26 protein-coding genes are annotated in these 24,555 nt (G+C 70.7%); 19 read left to right on the top strand and 7 right to left on the bottom strand.

What is annotated here, in order from left to right; translation table 11 throughout:
- Window positions 1-249 precede the first annotated feature (249 nt).
- The 4 genes from NQU54_RS25555 (at window position 250) to NQU54_RS25570 (ending at window position 3,113) form a co-directional block, all read left to right on the top strand.
- Window positions 250-453, top strand: a complete 204-nt coding sequence (locus NQU54_RS25555; RefSeq protein ID WP_167503006.1) for a cold-shock protein — start codon at window positions 250-252, stop codon at window positions 451-453.
- Between the two features lie 324 nt (window positions 454-777).
- Entirely contained in the window at window positions 778-2,310 is a 1,533-nt protein-coding gene (locus NQU54_RS25560; RefSeq protein ID WP_257633163.1) for a DEAD/DEAH box helicase, read from the top strand.
- A 46-nt stretch (window positions 2,311-2,356) separates the two neighbouring features.
- Window positions 2,357-2,752: a CBS domain-containing protein gene (locus NQU54_RS25565; protein WP_257633164.1), complete on the top strand. Its 396-nt coding sequence runs from the start codon at window positions 2,357-2,359 to the stop codon at window positions 2,750-2,752.
- 49 nt (window positions 2,753-2,801) lie between these two features.
- Window positions 2,802-3,113, top strand: a complete 312-nt coding sequence (locus NQU54_RS25570) for an SCO5918 family protein (RefSeq protein ID WP_257633165.1) — start codon at window positions 2,802-2,804, stop codon at window positions 3,111-3,113.
- Between the two features lie 111 nt (window positions 3,114-3,224).
- Here the strand turns inward: NQU54_RS25570 and NQU54_RS25575 are convergent, their stop codons facing one another.
- From NQU54_RS25575 to NQU54_RS25585, 3 genes are all read right to left on the bottom strand, one after another.
- A complete protein-coding gene (locus tag NQU54_RS25575) occupies window positions 3,225-3,584 on the bottom strand; it encodes a hypothetical protein (protein WP_257633166.1) in 360 nt (119 codons plus the stop codon).
- Window positions 3,585-3,709: 125 nt separating this feature from the next.
- Entirely contained in the window at window positions 3,710-3,943 is a 234-nt protein-coding gene (locus NQU54_RS25580) for a DUF397 domain-containing protein (protein ID WP_257633167.1), read from the bottom strand.
- A complete protein-coding gene (locus NQU54_RS25585; protein WP_257633168.1) occupies window positions 3,930-4,754 on the bottom strand; it encodes a helix-turn-helix domain-containing protein in 825 nt (274 codons plus the stop codon). Before NQU54_RS25585 ends, NQU54_RS25580 begins: the two co-directional genes overlap by 14 nt.
- Window positions 4,755-4,872: 118 nt before the next feature.
- On the opposite strand from NQU54_RS25585, the gene NQU54_RS25590 reads away from it, so the two are divergent.
- Window positions 4,873-5,217 carry a hypothetical protein gene (locus tag NQU54_RS25590; RefSeq protein ID WP_257633169.1) on the top strand — a complete coding sequence of 115 codons (345 nt, stop codon included), beginning with the start codon at window positions 4,873-4,875 and terminating at the stop codon, window positions 5,215-5,217.
- Window positions 5,218-5,555: 338 nt separating this feature from the next.
- Here NQU54_RS25590 and NQU54_RS25595 read toward each other — a convergent pair whose 3' ends face one another.
- Window positions 5,556-6,911 carry a M14 family metallopeptidase gene (locus NQU54_RS25595; RefSeq protein WP_257633170.1) on the bottom strand — a complete coding sequence of 452 codons (1,356 nt, stop codon included), beginning with the start codon at window positions 6,909-6,911 and terminating at the stop codon, window positions 5,556-5,558.
- Window positions 6,912-7,037: 126 nt separating this feature from the next.
- On the opposite strand from NQU54_RS25595, the gene NQU54_RS25600 reads away from it, so the two are divergent.
- Entirely contained in the window at window positions 7,038-7,880 is an 843-nt protein-coding gene (locus NQU54_RS25600; protein ID WP_257633171.1) for a S1 family peptidase, read from the top strand.
- An 83-nt stretch (window positions 7,881-7,963) separates the two neighbouring features.
- Here the strand turns inward: NQU54_RS25600 and NQU54_RS25605 are convergent, their stop codons facing one another.
- The gene (locus NQU54_RS25605) at window positions 7,964-8,974 is read right to left on the bottom strand and encodes a chitinase (protein ID WP_257633172.1); all 1,011 of its coding nucleotides are present in this window, start codon (window positions 8,972-8,974) and stop codon (window positions 7,964-7,966) included.
- 494 nt (window positions 8,975-9,468) lie between these two features.
- Here NQU54_RS25605 and NQU54_RS25610 point away from each other — a divergent pair, with 494 nt between their 5' ends.
- From NQU54_RS25610 to NQU54_RS25670, 13 genes are all read left to right on the top strand, one after another.
- Window positions 9,469-11,175, top strand: coding sequence for a hypothetical protein (locus NQU54_RS25610; protein ID WP_257633173.1), 1,707 nt, complete (start codon window positions 9,469-9,471; stop codon window positions 11,173-11,175).
- A gap of 97 nt (window positions 11,176-11,272) precedes the next feature.
- A complete protein-coding gene (locus tag NQU54_RS25615; RefSeq protein WP_069864566.1) occupies window positions 11,273-12,178 on the top strand; it encodes a hypothetical protein in 906 nt (301 codons plus the stop codon).
- A gap of 26 nt (window positions 12,179-12,204) precedes the next feature.
- Window positions 12,205-12,909: a Flp pilus assembly protein CpaB gene (gene cpaB / locus NQU54_RS25620; protein ID WP_102937408.1), complete on the top strand. Its 705-nt coding sequence runs from the start codon at window positions 12,205-12,207 to the stop codon at window positions 12,907-12,909.
- A gap of 16 nt (window positions 12,910-12,925) precedes the next feature.
- Window positions 12,926-14,671, top strand: coding sequence for a CpaE/TadZ family protein (locus NQU54_RS25625; RefSeq protein ID WP_257633174.1), 1,746 nt, complete (start codon window positions 12,926-12,928; stop codon window positions 14,669-14,671).
- A gap of 544 nt (window positions 14,672-15,215) precedes the next feature.
- The gene (locus NQU54_RS25630) at window positions 15,216-15,746 is read left to right on the top strand and encodes a TadE/TadG family type IV pilus assembly protein (RefSeq protein ID WP_372506026.1); all 531 of its coding nucleotides are present in this window, start codon (window positions 15,216-15,218) and stop codon (window positions 15,744-15,746) included.
- Window positions 15,743-17,146, top strand: coding sequence for a TadA family conjugal transfer-associated ATPase (locus NQU54_RS25635; RefSeq protein ID WP_257633175.1), 1,404 nt, complete (start codon window positions 15,743-15,745; stop codon window positions 17,144-17,146). The genes NQU54_RS25630 and NQU54_RS25635 overlap by 4 nt, the downstream gene beginning before the upstream one ends.
- A gap of 8 nt (window positions 17,147-17,154) precedes the next feature.
- Window positions 17,155-18,093 carry a type II secretion system F family protein gene (locus tag NQU54_RS25640; RefSeq protein ID WP_069864557.1) on the top strand — a complete coding sequence of 313 codons (939 nt, stop codon included), beginning with the start codon at window positions 17,155-17,157 and terminating at the stop codon, window positions 18,091-18,093.
- A gap of 86 nt (window positions 18,094-18,179) precedes the next feature.
- Entirely contained in the window at window positions 18,180-19,067 is an 888-nt protein-coding gene (locus NQU54_RS25645) for a DUF5936 domain-containing protein (RefSeq protein ID WP_069864555.1), read from the top strand.
- A gap of 289 nt (window positions 19,068-19,356) precedes the next feature.
- On the top strand, window positions 19,357-19,506 hold the full coding sequence (locus NQU54_RS25650; protein WP_162496074.1) for a hypothetical protein: 150 nt from the start codon (window positions 19,357-19,359) through the stop codon (window positions 19,504-19,506).
- Window positions 19,507-19,514: 8 nt separating this feature from the next.
- Window positions 19,515-20,258 carry a pilus assembly protein TadG-related protein gene (locus NQU54_RS25655; RefSeq protein WP_257633176.1) on the top strand — a complete coding sequence of 248 codons (744 nt, stop codon included), beginning with the start codon at window positions 19,515-19,517 and terminating at the stop codon, window positions 20,256-20,258.
- A 42-nt stretch (window positions 20,259-20,300) separates the two neighbouring features.
- Window positions 20,301-20,882 carry a hypothetical protein gene (locus tag NQU54_RS25660; RefSeq protein ID WP_257633177.1) on the top strand — a complete coding sequence of 194 codons (582 nt, stop codon included), beginning with the start codon at window positions 20,301-20,303 and terminating at the stop codon, window positions 20,880-20,882.
- Window positions 20,883-20,890: 8 nt separating this feature from the next.
- Window positions 20,891-21,523, top strand: a complete 633-nt coding sequence (locus NQU54_RS25665; RefSeq protein ID WP_069864549.1) for an OmpA family protein — start codon at window positions 20,891-20,893, stop codon at window positions 21,521-21,523.
- A gap of 672 nt (window positions 21,524-22,195) precedes the next feature.
- Window positions 22,196-23,458 (top strand): SLC13 family permease, encoded by a 1,263-nt coding sequence (locus NQU54_RS25670; protein ID WP_257633235.1) that lies wholly within the window; start codon window positions 22,196-22,198, stop codon window positions 23,456-23,458.
- 124 nt (window positions 23,459-23,582) lie between these two features.
- On the opposite strand, the gene NQU54_RS25675 is transcribed toward NQU54_RS25670, so the two are convergent.
- Both NQU54_RS25675 and NQU54_RS25680 read right to left on the bottom strand, forming a co-directional pair.
- Window positions 23,583-23,993 (bottom strand): cold shock domain-containing protein, encoded by a 411-nt coding sequence (locus tag NQU54_RS25675; protein WP_257633178.1) that lies wholly within the window; start codon window positions 23,991-23,993, stop codon window positions 23,583-23,585.
- An 80-nt stretch (window positions 23,994-24,073) separates the two neighbouring features.
- Window positions 24,074-24,544 carry a DUF192 domain-containing protein gene (locus tag NQU54_RS25680; protein ID WP_069864545.1) on the bottom strand — a complete coding sequence of 157 codons (471 nt, stop codon included), beginning with the start codon at window positions 24,542-24,544 and terminating at the stop codon, window positions 24,074-24,076.
- Window positions 24,545-24,555 lie beyond the last annotated feature (11 nt).

A 24,555-nucleotide genomic window follows, 5' to 3' on the forward strand; every position in this document is an offset into this window, starting at 1 on the left:
TATGTCGCGCGGACAGTGTGTTTATCGCAGCGAACGAATTCGCTCCATCGGCCGTACGCGGGCCACTACCGCATGCTACTGTCGATCTCAGTTGCAGTTGTGGTTCCCAAAAACTTCAACGCTCGCGCCAGCATTTAGCTGCGGGAAGCGTTTTGTATTTCCGGTTGTTCTCCGGGCGGGGCATCATCACGGCGACCCGGTGTCCGTGGATTGCGGGTGCCGGCGTACTGCCCCACAAGGAGATATGACATGGCGTCTGGCACTGTGAAATGGTTCAACGCGGCCAAGGGCTTCGGCTTCATCGAGCAGGACGGTGGAGGTCCTGACGTGTTCGCCCACTTCTCGAACATCGCCGCCCAGGGCTTCCGCGAGTTGCTCGAAGGGCAGAAGGTCACCTTCGACATCGCCCCGGGCCAGAAGGGCCCGACGGCCGAGAACATTGTTCCCGTCTGACGCTGACGCGCACTTCGTAGCTGGGGCCCGCATCCCTCGGGGCGCGGGCCCCAGCTACGGGCATTTCCCTCAGTGATGCCTCCTGTGGGCCAGAACCGCTTCCAGCTCTTCTCCAGGGGGCACGCCCTCCCAGGCCGCGCCCATCGACGTTCGGGATCTCACGCCCATATGGCGTCACCCATTTCATCACCTGCGTCCCGCAGCGGATTCACTGCATGGCGTCTTCGATTTCGCATTCCATTTCGGCCCGTTCTTGTGATTCCCCGTGCGGCTCTTCCGCTGCGGGAATTCCTTGGTACGTGCCGTATCAAGGAAGGTTCTCAAATGAACCCCACACGTACGAACCACCGCACCTCCCGGACCCGCCGCACCAGCGGGCCCGCTTTCAACTCCGGCACCGGTTCGGGCCGGGGCAGTCGCTTCGGCTCGCCCGCCCCGAGCCGATCAGGGCGGCCGAGCCGCTCCGGTGGCCCGAGCCGCTCGGGTGGCCACGGTTGGCGGCCCGCCGCGGCCTCGGGCGAGTTCGCCCTGCCGAAGACGATCACTCCCGCGCTGCCCGCGGTCGAGGCTTTCGCCGACCTCGACATGCCCGCCCAGCTGCTGGCCGCGCTGACCGCGCAGGGCATGAGCGTCCCGTTCCCGATCCAGGGCGCGACCCTGCCCAACACCCTCGCGGGCCGCGACGCCCTGGGACGCGGGCGCACCGGATCCGGCAAGACCCTCGCCTTCGGCCTGGCTCTGCTGGCCCGCACCGCCGGACAGCGTGCCGAGCCCCGCCAGCCGCTGGCCCTGGTCCTCGTCCCGACGCGTGAGCTGGCCCAGCAGGTGACCGACGCACTCACCCCCTACGCCCGCTCGGTGAAGCTGCGCCTGGCCACCGTCGTCGGCGGAATGTCGATCGGCAGGCAGGCAGGCGCGTTGCGGGGTGGCGCCGAAGTCGTCGTCGCCACGCCGGGCCGGCTCAAGGACCTCATCGACCGCGGTGACTGCCGGCTGAACCAGGTCGCGATCACCGTCCTGGACGAGGCCGATCAAATGGCCGACATGGGCTTCATGCCCCAGGTCACCGCACTCCTGGACCAAGTGCGCCCCGAGGGCCAGCGGATGCTGTTCTCCGCCACCCTCGACCGCAACGTCGACCGCCTGGTCCGCCGCTACCTCACCGACCCCGTCGTCCACTCCGTCGACCCGTCGGCGGGCGCCGTCACCACGATGGAGCACCACGTGCTCCACGTGCAGGGCGCGGACAAGCACCGCACGACCATCGAGATCGCGGCCCGCGACGGTCGGGTGATCATGTTCCTGGACACCAAGCACGGCGTCGACCGGCTCACGCAGGACCTGCTGAACAGCGGAGTGCGGGCCGCCGCACTGCACGGCGGCAAGTCGCAGCCCCAGCGCACCCGGACCCTGGCCCAGTTCAAGACCGGGCACGTCACCGTGCTCGTGGCCACGAACGTCGCCGCCCGCGGCATCCACGTCGACGACCTCGACCTCGTCGTCAATATCGACCCGCCGACCGACCACAAGGACTACCTCCACCGCGGCGGCCGCACCGCGCGGGCCGGCGAGTCGGGCAGCGTCGTCACCCTGGTCACCCCCAACCAGCGCCGCGACATGAGCCGTCTCATGAGCGCCGCCGGGATCGTGCCCCAGACCACCCAGATCCGCGTCGGCGAAGAGGCCCTGAGTCGGATCACCGGCGCCCAGGCACCCTCCGGCATCCCCGTCACGATCACCGCGCCGGTGGCCGAGCGGCGTAAGCGCGGCGCATCCTCACGCGGCCGACGCAGCCCCGCCTCGGCTGCCCGACGCAGGACCGTACGGCAGACCTCCTTCGACGCGGCGGCGGCCTAGAAACTCCGTGATCAGGAAACTGACCCACCATTGCAGGAGGCACCTTTTGACGCTGGTTCAGATGCAGCCCCCCTCGAACGTCACCCCCGCACACCAGACCGCGGCGGACGCCATGGACACAGGCGCACTGCAAGTCTGCGACGACATGACCATCGAAGTCGCCCTTTCCGTCATGGCCGGCGCCCGCACCGGGCACCTGTTCGTCTGCGACAACGACGGCCTGTGCACCCAACTGGTCACCCAGGCCCAGCTCACCGCAGTCCGTGACAGCCTCGCGTACACGGACCGGGTCCAACTGCGCGATATCCTCGACGGCGGTGGGCCGTTCACCTCACCCGTGACCACGACCGCCGAAGCCGAGCACGCAGCCCTGGACCGCCGACTCGCCGCACTGCCGGTCGTCGAAGACCAGGACAGCGCTCGGGGCGTCCTCGCCCACTGAACCGCCTCACCGCGGTAGAACTACCCCCTTCTTCTCTCTGTGAGGCACCATGCGCTGTATCATCGCCCGCTTCCCGTTCGACCTCACCAAGAGCGGTGTCCTGGAATCCATGAAGGGCGTCAAGCCCGAACAGGTCATCGGCGAGTCCGTGATCATCGGCCGCCGCACCTACCCGGTCAAGCAGGTCGGGCAGGTCATCACGCGCCAGGACCGCCGCGATTTCAGCGCCGGTGAAGTTCTCCGGGCCATGACCCAGCTCGGCTTCACCTGCCCCGGCGTCCGCCAGACAGCCGCGCCCACGCGTGTCCCCAGCCCACTCCAGCAGGCTTCCGCGATGCTCGGCGCACCTGCCACCGTCTGACCGACGAGCGGGTGCGAGCCGCCACCAGAACAACAGGAGGGTCCGACCGGCACGTGCCGGTCGGACCCTCGTCGCGTTGCCGCGCGGTCCGTCAACGCGCAGCGTTGTATCTCACTGGTCGGAGTAGCTGAAGTCGCCCACGGTCCAAGCGCTGACGTCATCGATCGCCACGCGGTACATCCCGCCTGTCTCCGGGATCCCCACCGTGCCCTGCAGAATCCGCGACACATGGAAATGCAGATGCGTGGGCGCCTTCTCCTCACACGTCGTAGCGGTGAAGACACCAGAGAATCTATTGAGACTGGCCGAGTCCGCCAGGACCTCGGACACCCGCTGCCGCCAGACAGCTTCGGGAGCCAACCGACCCGTGATGACAGCACCACCGGCGACCACAGTCAGAGTCATCTGGTTGCTGTGCCCGGACTCCACCAAGGCCGCGACATCAACAAGCAGTTCGTCAGGCTTCGACATGAGAAGCGATTCTAATCAACGCCGCTCGGTCCGTTTGAGTGGTGGCGCCGGTGCGATAGCCGTTCGGCGGTGGGAACCAGCGGGGGCAGCCGTTAACGGCTGCCCCCGCTGGGGAGTTGGGTGGTTCAGGTGGTGGGGAACTCCCCGCGCTTGACGGCGGAGACGAACGCCGACCACGCGGACGGCTCGAATACGAGCGCAGGGCCGTGCGGGACTTTGCTGTCGCGGACGGGCACGGTGGCGTGGCCACGCGCTACTTCGAGGCATTCGCCCTGAGGCGTACTTCCTCCGCTGTAGCTGGACTTGTGCCACCCGGTGAGGGTGGACGCGTCTGAGACGGTGTGCTCACTGCTGACCATGTGCGTGTTCCTCCGCTGCCGCACTGACGAGGGCCAGTGACTTCTGTTGCGACAACGCGTCGCTCAGGGCAAGAGCGTAGGCGGTCTGGCTGGCGGCCACCAGCGCAGGATCGTCCATCAAGTTGCCGGTGAGAAAGCCTTCGACGTAACCCACCGGAGCAGAGTCCGGGAAGCTCATGAGTGTGAGCAGACTCTCCAGGAGCGCATGCGCCCCCACGTCGTACGGCAGTACGTGCAGCCGGATCCGTCCCGCCTCGGCCATGTCCCCGATCCTGCGCAACTGCTCGGCCATGACCTGTGAGCCGCCGACGCGACGCCGGATGACGGCCTCGTCGAGCAGCGTCCAGATGACGGGCTGAGCGGGTCCGTCGAGGATGCGGCGGCGTTTAGTTCGGATGACAACCGCCTCGTCAAGTTCCTCTGCCGTGTAGTTCGGCCGGTAGGCACCGAAGAGAGCGCGCGCGTAGTCGTCGGTCTGAAGCACACCAGGAACCAGCGACAGCGCGAACTGCTGGATCACCGTGGCCTGTTGCTCCAGCTCGGCCATGGCCGCGAAGTGGTCCGCGAACTTCGACTCCAGATCCTCCAGCCACCGCGCGAAGAACCCGTCCGTTCCCAGCGCCCGGTCGATCCGCGCCGCGTCGTCGGGCTTCGGTAACCGCCTGCCCGCCTCGAAATGGCTGATCAGCGTGGGCGAGCACACCACGCGCTCACTCAGTGCCTCCTGTGTCATATCGGCCGCTGTGCGCCGGATCCTCAACTCCTCCCCGTACTTCTCCCTCGGGGTGCGTGGCCTCCGATCCATCTCCATGGCTGACTCCCTGAGTTGAAAACTGTGCTGTCAGACCCGCCCTCCTAGCAGCGTAGCCAGAGTCACCTCCACTCTGTGAGGAATGCGCCACACAGCGTGAAGAAACTGAATGGAGCTGATGAGCGTGATGACCGGGCTGCGCCTGCTGCCGTGGACGGACCCCGACGGAAAGCCGTGTTATCTGTCGTCGGATGACGGGAGCAGCCCTCTGAGCCGACGGGCAGACGCGATCGAGGCCGTACAGGTGTCGATGGCGGCCGAACTCCTCCGGCACGCCCGGGTGCTGCTGGACGCCCCCAGGGCGGACAAGCGAGAACTCCGCTACCTCGCGGAGCGGCTGTGTGAGGCGCTGCGCGATGTGCTGCGGGTCGCCGAGAGCAGGGGCGCCCGCCTGCCCTCGTTCGACGAAGGCGACGGCCCGGACGTGATTACGGCGCCTGGCGGCGCTGCGGGGTCGTCGTGACCGACTGGCGGATTGGTCCGGTTCCGGGCCGGGGCTTGCGCAGGGTGAACGGTGGGGAACTCGCGTTGCCGCTCCAGATCAGCAGGGGCGGGCGGCATCAAGCGATCGCCGAGCTTGAGCTGACGCCCGCGGAGGCGGAGCGGCTGCACGCGGCCCTGTGTTACGCGCTTGGTGAGCAGCCCCGCCCCCCGACGCGCCCGAGTGCCGTCGGCCTGTCCGCTACCCGGGCGGCCGACAGCGGTACTGAAGACGGCCGCCCCGGGGCCCTCGCGAAGCGCCGTCCCGGCGGGGATACCGCCGGGACGGCGCTTCGCGTGCCATACGGCCCCGGCTCGGGCTCAGGCGCAGTACTGCGCTTCCTTGCCGATCGAGCGGTACATGCAGTCCGCGTTCTCCACGAGTTGGAGCACCGCGTCGCGGTTGCGGCTGGTCTCGCGGTCGATGACCTCGTCGGGCGGGTAGAAGCCGCCGGCGCCGGAGGAGGTCGGGTACATCTCGAAGGTGTAGGCGAAGACCTTCTGGGTGCCCCACAGATAGTCGTCGATGGCGCCGTCGGTGATGTAGAGCTCGCTGGACTGCTCGGGGGTGTAGCCGTTGCTCGCGGCCATCTTCTTGCCGACCGCGGCGAAGGCGTCGTAGTCGTCCCGCGTCATGCCGGTGGTGGTCTCGTCGTACGTCCAGCCGAAGGGCCACAGCACCAGTTCGCTGTAGGTGTGGAAGTCGATCGCGGCCTTGATCTGCTGCTTGCCGCCGACGACGCGGCTACGCGCGAAGTCGGCCACGACCTTCACCTCGGGGGCGGAGGCGGCGCTGGGCCCGCGGTAGGTCTCGGAGCCGGGCGAGCCGGAAGAGCCGCCGCAGCAGCCCCATTTGAAGTCCCAGTTGCGGTTGAGGTCGGTGCCGACGGACGAGGAGCCGGAGTTGGGCTGGCGGTTCTTGCGCCAGCTGCGGTAGGAGCCGGTGGCGATGTCGTACTCGCCGCCGTCCGGGTTCACATCCGGGACGATCCAGATCTCCCGGCCGTTGACCGCGTTCGTGATCCGGGAGTCGCTGCCGTAGCCCTCGGTGAACTGCCGCACCAGATAGAGGGCCATCTCCACGGTCAGATGCTCACGCGCGTGCTGATGGGCGGTGAAGAGGACCTCGGGTTCGCTCTCGTCCGTGGCCACATTGTCGCTGATCTTGAGCGCGACGATATCGCGGCCCTCGTACGACTTTCCGATGACGCGCTTGCTGAGAATGGCCGGATACTTGGCCACCGCCGCGTTGATCTCGGCATTGGCCTCGGCGTAATTGTGGTACTTCGCATCGGCCGAGGGGAAGTCGAACGGCTTGGCGGACCTGCCCTGGCCGCGGTCGGGCGGGCCCGGGAGGGCGGTGAGCCGGTGGCCGAGCGCGCGCAGCCGCTCGGCCTGCGCCGCGTCGGCGGTGACGACCAGGGAGCGGGCGTCCACCTCGTCGATGGACACACCCGTGGCGGCGATCGCGGTGCGGGCGGCCGGGGTGGTGGGGCCGGAGACCTCGTACTGCTTCACGCTCGGGTCGGCGGCGGTCTCGGCGGCGGATGGGGCGGTGCGCCCGGTGCCTGGCCGGGGCGCGGGGTCGTCGGCCCGAGCTGCCATGGGTGCGGCGAGTGCGAGGGTGAGCAAGGCGGTGAGGGCGGTGGCCCGTCTGCCGCGGATGCGACGTCGCATGACATCTCCTGGGGGGTGAGGGGCGAGCGACTGCTGCGCCAGTGTTCGGCCATGCGCATGACATGCGCAGGGGTGGGAAATGGTCGAAGCCGAAGGAATCTCTCATCGAGGGAAGGAACCCCCCGCATGAACAGATCTCTCGTCGGTGCGCTCTCGGCCCTGTTACTGGGCGGCGCGACCCTCGTCGGCGCGGGTGCGGCACCCGCGACGGCCGCGTCCCCCGCCAAGGCACCGAAGGCGGTCGACTTCGCGGGCACGGTGGCGCTCAGCAACTGCTCCGGCTCCGTTGTCCGGACGCCGGGCTCGGCCGACAGCGACCCCGCGCTCGTGCTCTCCAACGGCCACTGCCTGGAGAGCGGCTTCCCCGGCGCGGGAGAGGTGATCGTCGACCAGCCGTCGAGCCGGAGCTTCACCCTGCTGACCGCCTCGGGTGGCAGCGCCGGCACCGTACGCGCGAACAAGGTCGCGTACGCGACGATGACCGACACCGACATCTCGCTGTACCAGCTGACGTCCACATACGCCCAGATCCAGTCGGCGTACGGCATCAAGGCACTACCGCTGTCGGACAGCCACCCGACCCAGGGCTCCGCCATCAATGTGGTCTCCGGCTACTGGAAGAAGATCTACTCCTGCAATATCGACGGATTTGCATACCGGCTTAAGGAGGGCGACTGGACCTGGAAGGACTCGGTCCGCTACACCTCCGCCTGTGACACGATCGGCGGAACGTCGGGCTCTCCCGTCGTCGACCCGGCGTCCGGCAAGGTCGTGGCCGTGAACAACACGGGCAACGAGGACGGCGCCCGCTGCACCCTCAACAATCCGTGCGAGGTGGACGAGAGCGGCGCGGTGACGGTGCGCAAGGGCATCAACTACGCCCAGGAGACGTACGGCATCACGAAGTGCGTGACCACCGGCAACAAGATCGACCTGAACCTGGCGGGGTGTGTGCTGCCCAAGCCGTAGCGAACACCAGTACGCCGGTGTGCCCCGCCCATCGCGGGCGGGGCACACCGGCGCACCTCGAACCTTCGTTCCCGCTCTGTGGCCTAGAGCCCGTGGACGTGCGGGCCGACCGCCTTGGACCAGGCGTTCCCGCTGGCCGCGTCCCAGTTGGTGGACCAGGTCATCGCGCCACGGATGCCGGGGTACGTCTTCGACGGCTTGAAGGAGCCGCAGCCGGAGCCCTTGGCGAGGCAGTCGAGGGCGTCGTTGACCACGCCCGGCTCGACATAGCCGGAGCCGGCGCCGCTGGTGGAGGCGGGCACGCCGATGCCGACCTGGGACGGGTCGAGCCCGTTCTCCAGCTGGATACAGGCGAGCGCGGTGAGGAAGTCGACCGAGCCCTGCGAGTAGACCTTGCCGTCACAGCCCTGCATCGAGCCGCTGTTGTAGTACTGCATGTTGACGACCGTCAGGAAGTCCTTGATCCCCAGGGCGGTCTTGAAGTACTCGGTGGACGCCGACTGCATGTCGATCGTCTGCGGCGCCATGGTGACCACGACATCGCTCTTCTTGTCGTGGACGGCCTTGAGCGCCTTGGTCATGTAGGTGGAGTTGACGCCGTTCTCCAGGTCGATGTCGACGCCGTTGAAGCCGTACTCGTCCATCAGACCGGTGATGGAGGAGGCGAAGGCGTCGGCCGAGGCGTCGTCGCTGACCGAGATCGTGCCCTTCTCGCCGCCGACGGAGATGATCACCGACTTGCCGGCCGCCTGCTTGGCCTTGATGTCGTCCTTGAACTGCTGCTCGTCGCTGTAGCCGGTGGCGGGGTCGAGCTTGAAGTCGACGGCTCCGGGCGAGCCGGTGGCGTCCGCGAAGGCGACCGCGATGATGTCGTAGTCGTCCGGGACGTCCGAGAGCTTCTGGGTTGTCGCGCCGTTGTCGAAATTTTGCCAGTAGCCGGTGACGGCGTGCTCGGGGACGGCGGCGGCGCTCTGGCCGGCGTCGGAGTGGTCCTCGGACGCGTTGGCCGAACCTGCGGATATCAGCCCTCCAGCAGCGAGGGCGACGACTGCGGCGGCTCCGAGCAGCCGCTTGGTGAACTGTGCGCGTACCACGACAGCCTCCGTACGTGGGGGGATGTGGGGGGAGGTGGTGCGAGTGTGCGTTCAGGGGCCCCTGTGGCGTGGATATAAGGTGGTCCAGACCAATGCCGTTGTCAACCCCGCGCGACATCTTCCCCGCACGGGAGGGTGAAAAATGCGGATGAGGGGGCCAAGAGCGGTTGCGCTCCCGGCCCCCCTTGGCCCCTCCTCGCGGAAGGGCCCCATGGCCCCCTCGCGGAAGGGGCCGCGTCACGCTAGGGCAGACCGTGGACCTTGGGGCCCACCGTGTTCGACCACGCGTTGCCCGCCGTCGCGTCCCAGTTGGTGGACTAGTTCATCGCGCCGCGTAGACCCGAGAAAGTAACTGTCAGCTTGTTCGAAGACCGTGGTCGGCCGTCATGTCCTTCGTACGGGTGAACGAGACGAGTTCCCGGGACGGCGCAGGTGCTGGGAACGCATGCTCGGTGGTGGCGGGTGAGTTCGGCGCGACTGGGAGGAGGCGGCTGGTGGCGCGCAAACGTGGCAGGAAGCGTGAACTTCGTGTGCTGGCCGCTCCGTTCGTCGTGGCCCCGCCATCGGGGACACGGATCAGGGGCCGCCTGCGGCTGAGTCCGCCCGATGAGAAGGTCCTGCGCCTGGTGGGCGAGCATCTCGGTCGCCACCAGCGGGCCGACTTGGCCGAGCGGGTCCGGATCGGTCGGGCCAGCGGGAAAGACAGGCAGCGGGCGGAGCGGAAGAAGAAGCTCACCACAGTGTCCTCGGCCCGCTGGGCGGGGGCGATGACCCGTGTCAGCGAGGACCAGTTCCAGCTGTCGATGCGTTGCCTGTACGACGAGCGCGCCGGCTTGCGACGAGCCATCCGCGTCATCGGCCGCCGCCTGGCCGCCCCGTGCGGCAAGAGGTCGAGCAACGGTGTGCGTGGCTACGCCGATCGACATGAGCGGGCCCTCAAACAGCGCCGTTTGCAGGTGCTTGAGGCCCGGTTCGCCGTAGTGGAGCGGAAGATCGCCGCAGGGCGGCCGTCGATCACGGTCGGCGGTCGCCGCCTGGCACGAGTGCGACACCGTCTTGCCGGGGCGCAACTGACCGAGGCCGAGTGGCGTCAGCGGTGGGAGGCCGAGCGGCTGTTCCTCACCGCGGATGGCGAGTCTGGTGCCCCGCACGGCAACTACACCATCGCCGTGGACCCAGCTGATGGCGCGGTGTCTCTCGTGCTGCCCGAGCCGTTGCGGCACTTGGCCAACGCTCCAAGGGGCCGATACCGGCTGGGCTGCGGTGTGGTCTTCCAACACCGGTGTGGCGAGTGGCTGGACCGTGTCACCGCCCACCGGGCCGTGCGCTATGACATCACCTGTGACCCGGCCCGCGGCCGCTGGTACCTGGACGCGTCCTGGACGGCCGACACGGCCGAGCCGCCCAACCTGGATGAGGTCAAGGCCCCTGGTGCGCGGCTCCTGGGAGTCGACCTCAACGCGGACCACCTGGCCGCCTGTGTGCTCGACCGGCACGGCAACCCGATCGGCGAACCGGTCACGATCCCGTTGGACCTGACCGGCCCGGCGGCCACGCGGGACGGACGGCTGCGCGCCGCGATCAGTGGGCTGATCGCCCTCGCTCACGAGCACGGCTGCGTGGGGATCGCGATCGAGGATCTGGGTTTCGCCGACGCCCGCGTCACCGGTCGGGAGACCATGGGCCGTGGCAGGCGCGGCAAGACGCTCCGCCGCACGGTGTCGGGCATCCCCACCGGCCGCTTCCGCGAACGCCTGCGCGGCATGGCCTACCACCGGGGCCTGGTCGTCATCGCGGTCGACCCGGCGTACACCAGCCGCTGGGGCGGACAGCATTGGACCCGGCCTCTTCAGGACCAGTCGCGGAAGACTACGGTCACCCGGCACCACGGTGCCTCGGTGGCCATCGGACGGCGCGCCCTCGGGCACGGGATCCGGCGTCGGCCAGGTGTGACCGCCCACCACCGGAGGATGGTTGAGCGGAGAGCTACCGGCCAGGCCGTATCCCTCCCACGGGCGTGCGGGACCGCGAGCCCACCCAGGACGACGGGCTCGCCCACCAAGGGCGGCAAGACTCGACCGCGCCGAGGTGACCAACTCGCGCTGTTCCCCGACCCCCAAGACCGTTTGGAGGGTCACCGGACCACCGGTCCGAGTTATGGCGAGTTGGTCAACGCTGACCAACAAGCCCAGGAGCGGTAAAGTGACGACGGACCAGGACAGGGGCAGTAAAGAGACAGGGGCAGTAAAGACCTGCGGCCGCCGCCGCTCGGCGCCGATGTGAGACGGGGTAGCCGACGTGCCCACCGCGATAGCAGTCACCGGCCGCGAGCTGGTTCTTCCGCCACCCGACGGGCAGACCCCGTCGGCCGTAGTGCTCCGCCCGCCGGACGCACAGTCGCTCGACGACGCCCTCGCCGAGGTCGCGACCCTCCTCGACCAGCAGGGCTATCTCGTCGTGCTCTACCCCGCCGCGACCCCCGCGGCCGTGGTCCGCCGGCTCCACACCGTGCGCTCCGTCCTGGAGAGCGACCGGATGGCGCTGCTGCCCCTCGAACTGCCCCCGCTCGCCGTCGCGGTGCTGGCCCGTCAGCTGCGCCAGCTGTCCATATCGGACTTCAGCCCCGGTGTGCTGGCGTGCGCCGCCCGGCTGCTCTCCCACTACATCCACGCGGGCGCCCTGCTGGGCAGCGTGGCCAGGCTGGACCGGGTCCCGGTCAGCCTCACCTCGCACGTCAAGTCATGGATGCCCGGCGCCCACTTCGGAGTGCTCGCCCACCCCACCCCGCACCTGGTCAAGGTCGGCGGCGCGACGGAGCTGCCCGCGCCCGGGTACCTCACCGCCATGACCGTCGCCCGGGGCCAGCTGGGCAGCCATGGCTACGGGGGCGGCGGCGCGGGCCACGACGACTGGGTCACCGGCGCCCTCGCCCCCGCCTGGGGCGTACGAGGCGTGGAGGAGGTGCCGCTGCCCGCCGAGTCGGCGCGCTGGTGGGGCACTCCGAAGCTGATCGAGTTCGCCGCGGCCATCCCCGACCTCTCGGTCCTCTACCAGCTCGTGGCCTCCGTACGGAGAGAGGAATGTCACTGGTGCGGTTTCGAACTCATCGGCGACCGCTGTGCCTTCTGCTCCTGCCCGGTGGCGCGCGGCGATGAGATCCCCGCACTGCTCACGTCCCAACGTCCCGCCCTGACCAGCCGGTAACGTCCCCGAACGAGGTTGTGCGTCCCATGAATTCACGCCAGCGCCGCGGAGTCATCCTGCTGCTCCTGTCGGTCCTGTGCGCCGTCGGCGCCTTCGCCGGAGTGCTCTCCGTCATCGACGACGTGGAGTCGAAGGTCGGCCCCGAGACCACCGCCTACAAGCTCACCTCGGACGTCAAGCCCTACAAGGCGCTGGACGCGGGGGAGTTCGAGAAGGTCTCGATGCCCAAGCGCTATGTGCCCTCCACCGCCGTCACCGATCTCGACGAGCTACGCGGGAAGATCGCGGTGACCCAGCTGACCAAGGGGTCGCTGCTCCAGCGGGACATGATCGTGGACCGGCCCGCGCTGAAGGCCGGACAGCAGGAGATCGCGATCATGGTCGACGCGGCCACCGGCGTCGCGGGGAAGATCACCCCGGGCGCGCGGGTCAACATCTACGCGACCTTCGAGGGCAACACCCAGGGCGAGGCGCCGGTCTCCAAGCTGATCGTCGCGGGCGCCGAGGTGCTCGACCTCGGCAAGATCACCGCCCTGGAGCCCGACCAGGACGACAAGCGGCGGATCAACGAGGCCGTGCCGATCACCTTCGCGCTCGACACCAAGAACGCCCAGCGCGTGGCCTACGCCGAATCCTTCGCCTCGCATGTGCGGCTCGCGCTGGTCGCCCCCGGCGGGGGCTCCTCGATAGGCCCCGGCGACCGCACCTACACCCTCGACGGCGACAAATGAGTGAGGAGGTGCCGCGGTGACGATCAGGATTCTGCCGGCCGTCGGCGACCCCGACGCCGCCCGCTCCCTGAGCGGGCTGCTCGGCCAGCTGCCCGGTGTCGAACCGACGGCGCCGGTGGGCGACTCGACCCTGCTGCTCGACACCCTCGCCTCGCTGGCCGCCGCCTCCCTGGAGGAGCTGCCGGAGGTCGTCCTCGTCCATGAGCGGATCGGCCCGGCCCCCGCGCTGGAGCTGATCCGCGAGATCGCGCTGCGCTTCCCGGCGGTGGGCGTGGTGCTGGTCACCGCCGACGCGGGGCCCGCGCTGTACTCGGCCGCCATGGACGCCGGGGCCCGCGGCATCGCCGGAATACCGCTGTCGTACGACGAACTGGCCGCCCGCGTCCAGGGCGCCGCCCAGTGGGCCACCGGCGTGCGGCGCCATCTCGGGGGCGGCGGCGATCCGTTGGCGGCCGGGCCCGGCGGCAAGCTGGTGGCGGTCGCGGGCGCCAAGGGCGGGGTCGGCACCACCGTGACCGCCGTTCAGCTCGCGCTCGCCGCGCGGGCCGCGGGCCGTAAGGTCGCGCTGGTCGACATGGACCTCCAGTCCGGCGACATCGCCTCGTACCTCGACGTCCAGTTCCGGCGCTCGATCGCCGATCTGGCGCAGATCAGCGACATCTCGCCGCGGGTGCTCCAGGACGCGGTGTTCACCCACCAGACCGGGCTCGGGCTGCTGCTCGCACCGGGCGAGGGCGAGCGCGGCGAGGAGGTGACCGACCGCACCGCCCGCCAGGTGATCGGCGCGCTGCGGTCGCGCTTCGAGATCGTGATCGTCGACTGCGGTACGCAGATGACCTCCGCGGGCGCCGCCGCCGTGGAGACCGCGGACATCGCGCTGCTGGTCACCACCCCGGACGTGGTCGCGGTGCGCGCCGCCAAGCGCATGGTCCGGCTCTGGGACCGGCTCCAGATCCGCAAGGCGGAGGAGACCGTGACCGTGGTCAACCGGCACACCCGCAGCGCGGAGATCCAGCCGCAGCTGGTCCAGCGGGCCACCGGGACGACCGTGGCGCGCACGGCGATCCCGGCCGGTTTCAAGGAGCTCCAGCCCGCCGTCGACTCCGGCCGGATGCAGGACCTGGACGCCAAGTCGGCCGTCAAACAGGCGCTGTGGGGGCTGGCCGGGGAGCTGGGCCTGGTCGAGGCCGCGCCCCCGGGCGGCGGCGGCCGCCGCGCCGCCCACCGGGGCGGCCACGCGGCCGGGGGCGGCGGCGAGCGCGCCCTGCCGGGGCTGCGGCGGCGCCACGCCATAGAGGCGGGCGGCGACGCGGCGCAGGGCAGCGTGGGCGACGGCACCGATGCGCGGGGCGAGCTCGCCCCGCCGTCCACCAAGGGGTTCCTGCGCAAACGGGGCGGCGACCGCGGCCAGGTGACGGTCGAATTCCTCGGCGTCCTGCCGCTGGTGCTGATCGTCCTCGCGGTCGTCTGGCAGCTGGTGCTGGTGGGCTATACGTACTCACTGGCCGGCAACTCGGCCGACAAGGGCGCCCGCGCGGGCGCCGCCAAGGGCGCGGGCGCCTGCCAGGACGCGGCGAGCAAGGACATCCCCGGCTCCTGGAGCGCCGATATCGACTGCGCCGGCGGCGACGGCTCGGTCTACAAGGCCACGGTCGAGCTGCACGTCCCGATCCTCTTCCCCGGCGCCGCCGACTTCCCCTGGACGGTCACGGGCACCGCGGGCGCGGCGGACGAGACCGACCTGGCGGGCGGAGGAGGCTGAGATGACCCGTCGTCACCGCGCACCCACGCGGCCCGCCGTCGCGGGCTCCGCGACGGCCCCCCGCCTCCCCAGCCGCCCGGTGGCGGCCACCACGCCGGGCGGCGGCCTCGCGGCCCCGGGGGACGGGCGTACGCCGCCGAGCGGCGGGCCCTCCGGCCGTTCAGCGGCGCCCGGACCCACCGCGGCGCCGGGCGCCGAGCCCACCGCGACGGCCGCCGCGCGACGCCGCGGTGGGGCGGTCGACGTGCCGCGGCCGCGCGGGATGGCCGCTCATATGTCGTCGCCCCACCCCGTAGCCGTGCGACGGGGTGGGGCGACGGACCGTCGGGGAGACCGTCCCTCGCCCGCCGCCGCACGGCCCGGGGGCCAGGGCTCGGCATCGCCGGGACTCCGCGGCGCGGCGGAGACCACCGAGCGGTGGGGCCGTCGGGTCGCGGCTGTGCCGAGAGCCGTCCGGCGGGCCGCCGGGGCCGCGGCGCGCCACCTGGCCGCGGGTTCTCCGCGTGCGCGTGGCCGCGCGCGGAGCGCTGGACTCGATTATTTTGTGCGCGCGGGTTCTCCGCGTGCGCATGCCCGCGCGGAAGCGTCGCTTCGCCAACGGTCAGGGGCACGGCGGCTGCCCGGCGGGGTCCTCGCCCGTACGGGGCCGCGCCCCGGCGGGGCGCGCCGGGGGCGGGCCGACGCCGGGTCCGCGTCCATCGAGTTCCTGGGCTTTCTGCCGATCCTCATCCTCGTCGCGCTCGCCGCCGTACAGCTCGGCATCGCCGCCTACGCCGCGCAGCAGGCCGGGACCGCGGCGCGGGCGGCGGCGCGGACGGCGTCGCTGGACGAGCCGCGGACCAGCCCCCAGGCCGCCGGGCTGGCGGCGATGAGCGGATGGCTGGCCGACGGGGCGAGCATCGGCAGCGGCGGCTGCGGCGGCGGGGAGGCGCGGGCCACCGCGACCGTGGAGATCCCCTCCGTCATCCCCGGCTTCGACTTCGGCAGCGCCGAGAAGAGCGCCACCATGCCCTGCGACGAAGGAGACGGCGGTGCGGGCCGTGCGGCCCAGGCCGCGTTGGGAGGCGGCCGATGAGCCTGCGGTCCCGTATCACCGCGCCCGAGGGGACCCCCGAGAGCGGCGGACGCCAGGACGGGCACCTCGTCTCCGCCTACCGCGCCAAGCTGCTCGAGGAGATCGACCTCGCGGAGATGTCCTCGCTCTCCACCGCCGAGCGCCGCTCCCGGCTGGAGCGCGTGCTCGGCCACATCATCAGCCGCGAGGGCCCGGTGCTGTCCACCGCCGAGCGCTCCCAGCTGATCCGCCGGGTGGTGGACGAGGCGCTCGGCCTCGGGGTGCTCGAACCGCTCCTGGAGGACGCCTCCATCACCGAGATCATGGTCAACGGCCCGGACCAGATCTTCGTGGAGCGCGCGGGCCGGGTCGAGCTGGTTCCGGTTCGCTTCGCCTCCGAAGAGCAGCTGATGCAGACCATCGAGCGCATCGTCTCCACGGTCAACCGCCGGGTGGACGAGTCGAATCCGATGGTCGACGCCCGGCTCCCGTCCGGTGAGCGGGTCAACGTGATCATCCCGCCGCTCGCCCTCACCGGCGCCACGCTCACCATCCGCCGCTTCCCCCGCGCCTACACCCTCCATGAGCTGATCGGCATGGGCACGCTGGACGAGCAGATGCTGATGCTGCTCGCGGCGCTGGTGCGGGCCAAGTTCAACGTCGTGGTCTCCGGCCCCACCGGCTCCGGCAAGACCACGCTGCTCAACGCGCTGTCCGGGCTGATCCCGGACGGGGAGCGCATCATCACCGTCGAGGACGCCGCCGAGCTCCAGCTTCAGCAGACGCATGTGATCCGGCTGGAGTCCCGGCCGCCCAACGTCGAGGGCAAGGGCCGGATCACCATCCGCGACCTGGTCCGTAACTCCCTCCGGATGCGCCCCGACCGCATCATCGTCGGCGAGGTGCGCGGCGGTGAGACCCTCGACATGCTCCAGGCCATGTCCACCGGCCATGACGGTTCGCTGGCCACCGTCCACGCCAACAGCGCCGAGGACGCGCTGATGCGGCTCCAGACGCTCGCCTCCATGTCCGATGTGGCCATTCCCTACGAGGCGCTGCGGGATCAGATCAACAGTGCCGTGGACTGCATCGTCCAGCTGGTCCGGCACGCCGACGGCTCCCGGCGGATCAGCGAGATCGCGCTGCTGGACAGCCATGGCCACGATACGTACCGGCTCGCCACCGTCTGCCGCTTCGACGCCCAGCCCATGGGTGCGGACCGGGTGGTGCACGGGCGGTTCGGCTACTTCCCGCTGCCGGAGCGGGTCGCCGAACGGCTGCGCCTGGCGAGCGAATCGGTGCCGCCCGCCTTCGGGGTGGCCGCCTTCCCGGCGCAGCTGGCCACCCGCGCCGCCGGATACGACCCGCACGACCGACCCCCGTTCGACCGACCCCCGTACGACCCCAGGGACCGGAGGTAGCAGGGCCCATGGACCATCTCGCGACGGCGGCCCTCGGCGCGACGCTGGTGTGCGGCGCGCTGGGCGTCGTGGGCGTGCACACCTTCGTCCGCGGCAAGGAGCAGCAGCGCGCGCTGATCGACCGGCTGTCGGAGACCGGCCCGCTGCCGGGCACCGGCCGCCCGCGCCGCTTCGCCCGGGTGGACCGGCGGCTGCGCACCACCTCCCTGGGCCGGAAGCTGGAGCTGCGGCTGGCGGCCACGGGCCTGGAGATCACGCCCGGGGAGTTCTTCGTCTACACGGCGGGGGTGGCGGCCGGGCTGTGGCTGGTCGCGGCGTCCTTCCTCGCGGCGTTCTTCGGGCCGATAGCGGCGGTGGTCGCCGTCTGGGGGTCGTTCGCGTTCCTCAGCTGGCAGCGCCAGAAGCGGATAGAGCGCTTCATCAACCAACTGCCCGAGCTGTCACGGATCCTGGCCAACGCCACCCAGGCCGGCCTCGCGCTGCGCACCGCGCTCGGCATGGCGGCGGACGAGATGGAGGCGCCGGCGGGCGAGGAGCTGGCCAAGGTCGCGGCCAAGCTGGCCGTCGGCCACTCGATCGACGACGCGCTGGAGGAGCTGGCCGAGCGGCTGCCCTCCCGGGAGCTGGTGGTGCTGGTCACCACGCTGGTGCTGTCCAACCGCGCGGGCGGGACCGTGGTCAGCTCGCTGCGCAACCTCACCCAGACGCTGGAGGAGCGCAAGGAGACCCGTCGGGAGGTGCGCACCCAGCTCTCGCAGGTGACCGTCACCGCCTATGTCGTACCGCTCCTGGGGATCGGGACGCTGCTGCTGATGAACCGGATCTCGGCCGGTTCGCTGGACCGGATGACCTCGTCCTTCTGGGGGCAGGCCGCGGTGGTCGTGGCCTTCGGCCTGTACGGGATCGGCTTCTTCCTGATCCGCCGGATGTCCAAGATCGACGTCTGAGACCGTCCGGGACCGTCCACGACCGAGTACGGGCGAGTACGGGCGAATCCAGAAAACAGGAACCCAGGAAAAGGGGACACAGGGAGATGGCACTGCTGCTGGCGCTGGCGGCCGGTCTCGCGGTGGCGGGCATCGCCTACGGCATCGCGCTGTACCGCAGCGAGGCCAAGCTGCCCAGCGATCTGGCGGTGGCCCTCGAGGTCGGCTCGAGCCGGACGACCGTGGTCGGCTCGGCCGTGGACCGGCTGGGCATGCGCTACGCCCCGCTGGTGCTGCGGCTGATGGGCGACAAGCGGGTGGCCAGGGTGCGCCGCCGGATCGATCTGGCGGGCAACCCGGGCGGTCTGACGGTGGATCGCTACGCGGCCCGGCGGGCGGTCTACGGGACGCTCGGCTTCGGCGGGGCGCTGGTGATGCTGATCAAGGGCCAGGTGCTGCTGGCGCTGTTGCTGGTGGCGTTCGGCCTGTTCTGGATCGAGGTGGGCATCTGGGCGGCGGTGCGGGAGCGCAAGGACGCGATCGAGCGGACGCTTCCGGACTTCCTGGACGTTCTGGCCGTCGTGGTGAGCGCCGGGTTGAGCTTCCGTCAGGCCCTGGACCGGGTCGCGGAGAAGTATGAGGGCCCCTGGGCGGATGAACTTCGCATCACACTTCGGCAAATGGACATGGGTGTCAGCCGCCGTCAGGCGTTCGAGGAGCTACGTAAACGCAATGACTCGGAACAGGTCGCGCAGTTCGTCACCGCCCTTCAGCAGGGCGAGGAACTGGGCGCTCCGATTGTCGAGACGTTGATCGCCATTGCGAATGACATGCGCCGTACGGATGCGCAGAACGCCCGGCGGCGCGCGGCGCGCGCGGTGCCGAAGGCGACGATGGTCATCACGACCTTCATGGTGCCCGGAACCATGGTGCTGCTCGTCGCCGGGTTCTTCATCGGCTCCGGCACCGACTTCGGCTCGGTGACGGGGGACTGACGGTCTCTTTTAGGTGAAGCTCCTTCGCGGTTGCAATTGAATATGGGACAGTCGTCGGCGGAGAACTCCTCGCTGCCGGAGGGGGTGAGACGGATGCGCGATCGCGGTTGGTCGTCACGTCCACGGTTCGAACGTGGTGAACGGGGAAGGCAATGCTTCCTGGGGCACTGTTCCGAGACGGCTGTTTCGGCGTACTTTGCTCGTGTCGCGAGCGACACCACGGGGGTTGAGTCGCCGGACCACACAGGGACGGCAGCCCATGGAGGGGAACACAATGGGGAAGCGCGTCATGCGGAACGATCGGGGGCAGACCTCGATCGAATACCTGGGCATCATCGCCGTCGTGGTGGCCATCGTGCTGGTCCTGTCGACCACGGACTTCGGCAGCATGATCGCAAACGCCATCTCCGACAAGATCTCACAGGTCGTCGGCATCTGACCGGTCCCGTGACAGCGCGCCGAGATCTCAGGAGCGACGCGGGGCAGGCGTTTCCGATCTACATCACGGCGGTGGCGGGCCTGCTCTTCCTCGCGCTCGCCCTCTTCGCCGTCGGCCAGGCCGGAGCCACCCGCAACGGCGGGCAGACCGCCGCCGACGCGGCGGCCCTCGCGGCCGCCCAGGACTACCGCGACCAGCTGCGCAAGGGGTTCCTGGAGGCGATCGCGAACGGCAGCGCATGGGACGACCTGCTGGACGGACGGGGACTGGGCGGCACCAACGCATGTGATCAGGCGCAGTGGTTCGCCGACCAGAACGGCGCGGATGTGACCGACTGCCGCGGGCCCGACTTCCTGCCGACGTCCTTCACCGTCACCGTCAGGACCCACAAGCCCGTGGGCAAGACCGTCATCCCCGGTACGGAGAGCAAGCACGCGGAGGCGACGGCCAAGGCGGTCGTCACCCCGCGCTGCACCGCCGAGCCGCCCGCCCCGCCGAGCGAGCGACCCGGCGACGGCGGTGATGGCGGTGACGGCGGCAAGGGCGGTGACGGAGGCAAGGACGGCGGCGGCGGCAAGGACGGCGACGGTAAGGACGACGGCGAGGGCGGGGACGGCGGTAAGGACGACGACAAGGACGACAAGCCGCCCATCGACCTCCTCTGCGACGGAATCGACCTGACCATCGACCCGACGCGGCTCGATCTCTTCCCCGACGCCAAAGACCTCTTCTCCGTGCACCTCGCCGACTGACGGCAGACTGACGAGCGAACGAAGAGCAAAGGACAGCGAGCGATGAGCATTCGGCACACGACGAAGGCCCGGAGGGGGGCCGCCGCGACGGCGCTCGCCGCGGCCCTGGCCCTCGCCGTGGCCGGGTGCGGCAACGGCGACGGCGACAAGGCGCCCGACGACGGCGCGGGACGGGCGTCCACCGCGGCCAAGGACGACGGCGACGAACAGCAGCCCGCGGCGGACTCCTCCAAGACCATCGGCGAGATGAAGGGTCCCGGCGGGATCGTCGTCACCCTGCACTCCGCGGTCCGCGACGACGGCGGCTTCGTCACCGTCAACGCCACCGTCACCAACCACGGCAGCCGGCTCTTCAACGCGATCGACTGGCGCTCGAAGGAGACCGAGGTGAAGTCCCTCTCGTCCGTCTCCGGAGCGTCCCTCGTCGACGAGAAGGGCAAGAAGCGCTATCTCGTCCTGCGGGACACCGACGGCCAGTGCCTGTGCACCACCGGGCTCTCCGGGATCAAGCCCGATGAGAGCCGTCCGCTGTTCGCGCAGTTCCCGGCCCCGCCGAAGAACGTCACGGAGGTCGACTTCCAGATCCCGACCATGCCGTCCGTCGGCATCACCCTCTCCGGATGAGCCGCGCCATGACACCGCAGACGACGGCCCGCCCCGCGCGCCGCGGCCCCGTGCTCGCCGCGCTGGCCTCCACCGTGCTCCTGGTCACCCTCACGGCCCCGGCGCCGCCCGCCCACGCGGACAGCGGCCCCGGCGCGCCCGCCGACACCACCCCGCCGATGAAGATCGACGCCAAGGACTCCGATCTGCGGATGCCCGAGGGCGCCAAGCTGGCGCCCGGCCGGGTCCTGGACATCAAGTCCGTGGTCGAGACGGACGACGGCGACGAGCGGCGGGAGGACACCAACGCCAAGGTGAAGTTCGCCCTCCAGGCCGAGGTGCTCTTCGGCAAGGACAGCGCCAAGCTGGGCGGCGCGGCGCGGTCCCGGATCAAGGAGATCGCCTCCGAGGTCGAGCGGCAGGACGCGAAGAGCGTCCGCGTCTTCGGCTTCACCGACGACCTGGGCTCCGCGGGCCATGGGATCGTGCTGTCGAAGCAGCGGGCCAACGCGGTGCAGCAGGCGCTCGCCGAGGATCTCGACCCCTCGGTGAACTACGAGATCCGGGGCTACGGCGAGCAGTACCCGATCGCGGACAACGCGACCGAGGAGGGGCGCAAGCGCAACCGCCGGGTGGAGGTCAGCTTCCCCAGAACCGGCTGACGCCCGGCTGACCTACGGGGCGGAGCCGCATATCGAGGCTTTCCCCTCCCCGCCCCTTCCCGCAACCGGGGCTCCGCCCCAGACCCCGGACCGGGGCTCCGCCCCGGACCCCGCTCCTCAAACGCCGGAGGGGCTGGAAAGCGGGGCTTGGCCCTGGACCCCGCTCCTCAAACGCCGGAGGGGCTGGAAAGCGAGGCTCGGCCCCGGACCCCGCTAATGCCGGAGGGGCTGGAAAGCGGGGCTTGGCCCTGGACCCCGCTAACGCCGGAGAGGCTGGAAAGCGGGGCTTCGCCCCTTCCCGCGGTATCGGTATGCGGCTCCGCCGCGTGGCGGGGCTCCGCCCCGGCCCCCGGGGCCGGGACCCCTTGCCCCCTGGACCCCGGGGTCTGGACCCCTTGCCCCCTGGACTCGGCGGTCTGGACCCTCCGGCCCCCCGGCCCTCCGGCCCTCCGGCCCCCGGCCCCCGGGGGTCTGGGGCGCAGCGCCACCTTCCAGCCCCTCCGGCGATTGAGGAGCGGGGTCTGGGGCGGAGCCCCAGTATCGGGAAGGGGCGGGGAGGGGAACAGCCCGCCGCAGGCGAACAGCCCGCCGCAGGCGAACCGGCCGGGCGGGGCCGGGGTGCCCGATACCGCATCATGGGTGTGTTGATCGCCCCCTTCGCCGGAGCCCGTTCTGAGTACCGCCGTCGCCGAGACCCTCGCCATCGCCCTGCTCCTCGGCGTCCTGGCCTTCGCGGTCGTGCGCCCCCGTGGCCTGCCGGAGGCGATCGCGGCCGTGCCCGCCGCCGGGATCGTGGTCGCCCTCGGGGCGGTCTCGCCCGCACGGGCCTGGGCGGAGACCCGGGACCTGCTGCCCGTCGTGGGCTTTCTGGCCGCCGTGCTGCTGCTGGCCCGGATGTGCGCGGACGAGGGGCTCTTCGAGGCGGCGGGGCAGGCCGTGGCGCGGGCCTGCGCGGGGCGTACGGACCGGCTCCTGGGCGGGGTGTTCGCCGTCGCGGCCGCCGTCACCGCCGTGCTCAGCCTGGACGCCACCGTGGTGCTGCTCACGCCCGTGGTGTTCGCCACGGCGGCCAGGCTCGGGGCGCGGTCCCGGCCGCATGTGTACGCCTGCGCCCATCTGTCGAACTCGGCGTCCCTGCTCCTCCCGGTCTCCAACCTCACCAATCTGCTCGCCCTCGAGGCCGGCGGGATCTCCTTCACCCGGTTCGCCGTGCTGATGGGGCCCGCCTGGCTGCTGACCATCGGCATCGAGTACCTGGTCTTCCGCCGCTTCTTCGCCGACGACCTGGCCGCCGGGACCACCGAGCCGCCGCCCGCCGACTGGCCCAAGGTGCCGGTCTTCGCGCTGACCGTGCTGCTGCTGACCCTCGCCGGGTTCGTCGGGACCTCGCTGGCGGGCCTCGAGCCCCAGTGGGCGGCCTGGGCGGGCGCCCTCGTGCTGACCGTAAGGGCGCTATGGCACCGCAGGACGACCGTAAGGGGGGCCGTCGGCGCGATCGGGCCGCTGTTCTGCCTGTTCGTGCTGGCGCTCGGGGTGGTGGTCCAGGCCGTGCTGGCGGGCGGTCTCCAGGAGGCGCTGGGCCATGTGCTGCCCAGTGGGGCGAGCCTTCCGGCGCTGCTGGGGATCGCGGCGGTCTCGGCGGTGCTGGCCAACCTGATCAACAACCTGCCCGCGGTGCTGGCGCTGCTGCCGATCGCCTCCGGGGGCGGCCCCGGGCCCGTCCTCGCCGTGCTGATCGGCGTCAATCTGGGGCCCAACCTCACCTACGTCGGCTCCCTGGCCACCCTGCTGTGGCGGCGCGTAGTGCACCACCATGAACCGGGCACCGGCTCCGACCTGGGCGTGTTCACCCGTCTGGGACTGCTGACCGCACCGGCGACCGTGGTGGCCGCGACGGCGGCGATGTGGCTGATGCTGAGGGTCACCGGGAGCTGAGGCTCACCGGATGCCGAGAGGCACCCGAAGCCGAGGGGCACCCGAAGCCGAGGGGCCGCCGCCGCGACAGCTCGTCGCGGCGGCGGCCCCTCGACCCGCTGTCAGGCCGCGCCGCGGCCCGGCATCAGGATTCGATCCAGTTGTGCGCCTGGGCGATCTCGATGACCCGCCTGCGCACCTGCTTGATCTGGTCGGCGGTCAGACTGCCGCCCACCTCGACCAGCGCCTCGGTGAGCTCCTGCCGGAACTCGGCGACCGACAGCACATCGCACATGGTGTCGTCGCCGTCCGGCCCCGCGGAGGGCCGTACGATCGGCACCGGCGCGGCACGCTCCACGATGCGGACCTCGGATGCCTTGGGCCCCTTGTCGCCGTACTCGGGAACGAACCGCACCTTGGACCCGGGCTGGAAGAGGTGCTTCTCGTCCAGCAGGTCATTGGCGTGCATGAAGACATCCTCGCCACCGTCGTCCGGAGCGATGAAGCCGTAGCCGCGGAACTCGTCGAAACGCAGAATCTTGCCCGTGGTCGTCACCGTGCCACCCCTACCCCTATTACCTCTACCTCGATTACCTCGACCGCGATCGAGGGTGTCCCAACCATGACACCGAGAAGTCAGCGTACAGAAGGCGGGGGCGGCGTTGAAGGGGTGGGGGCGATCACGATGCGTACGCCCCGCCGTACGCCCCAGCGCTCCAACGCGCCCGCCTCCGCCTCCAGCACATGGCGGGAGCGCAGCCGGGGGCGGCCGAGCCGGCCGGGGCGCAGGGTGTGGACGGCCAGGACGGTGAGCCGCCGGTCCAGATAGGCGACGTCGATGGCGAACCGCATCCGGAAGGTGTGCACCCCGCTCGCCGGGGTGAGCAGGAGCGCGCCGGTCAGGCCGTCCCGGCCGAGCAGCCCGCGGGCGCGGGCGCGGTAGGAGGCGGCGATGGTGAGCGGAATGCCCTCCGCACGCCCCGCGGTGCCTTCCACGCCCCCAGGGTCCTCCTTCGCGCCGTTCGAGCCGCCGTCCCGGCCGCCGTCCGCACCGTCGGTGCCGCCCACCACGCGCAGCGTCCCCGTACCGTCCCGCCAGCGGCCCATGACCCGCCTCC

Source organism: Streptomyces malaysiensis subsp. samsunensis (assembly GCF_024519315.1).
GTDB lineage: Bacteria > Actinomycetota > Actinomycetes > Streptomycetales > Streptomycetaceae > Streptomyces > Streptomyces malaysiensis.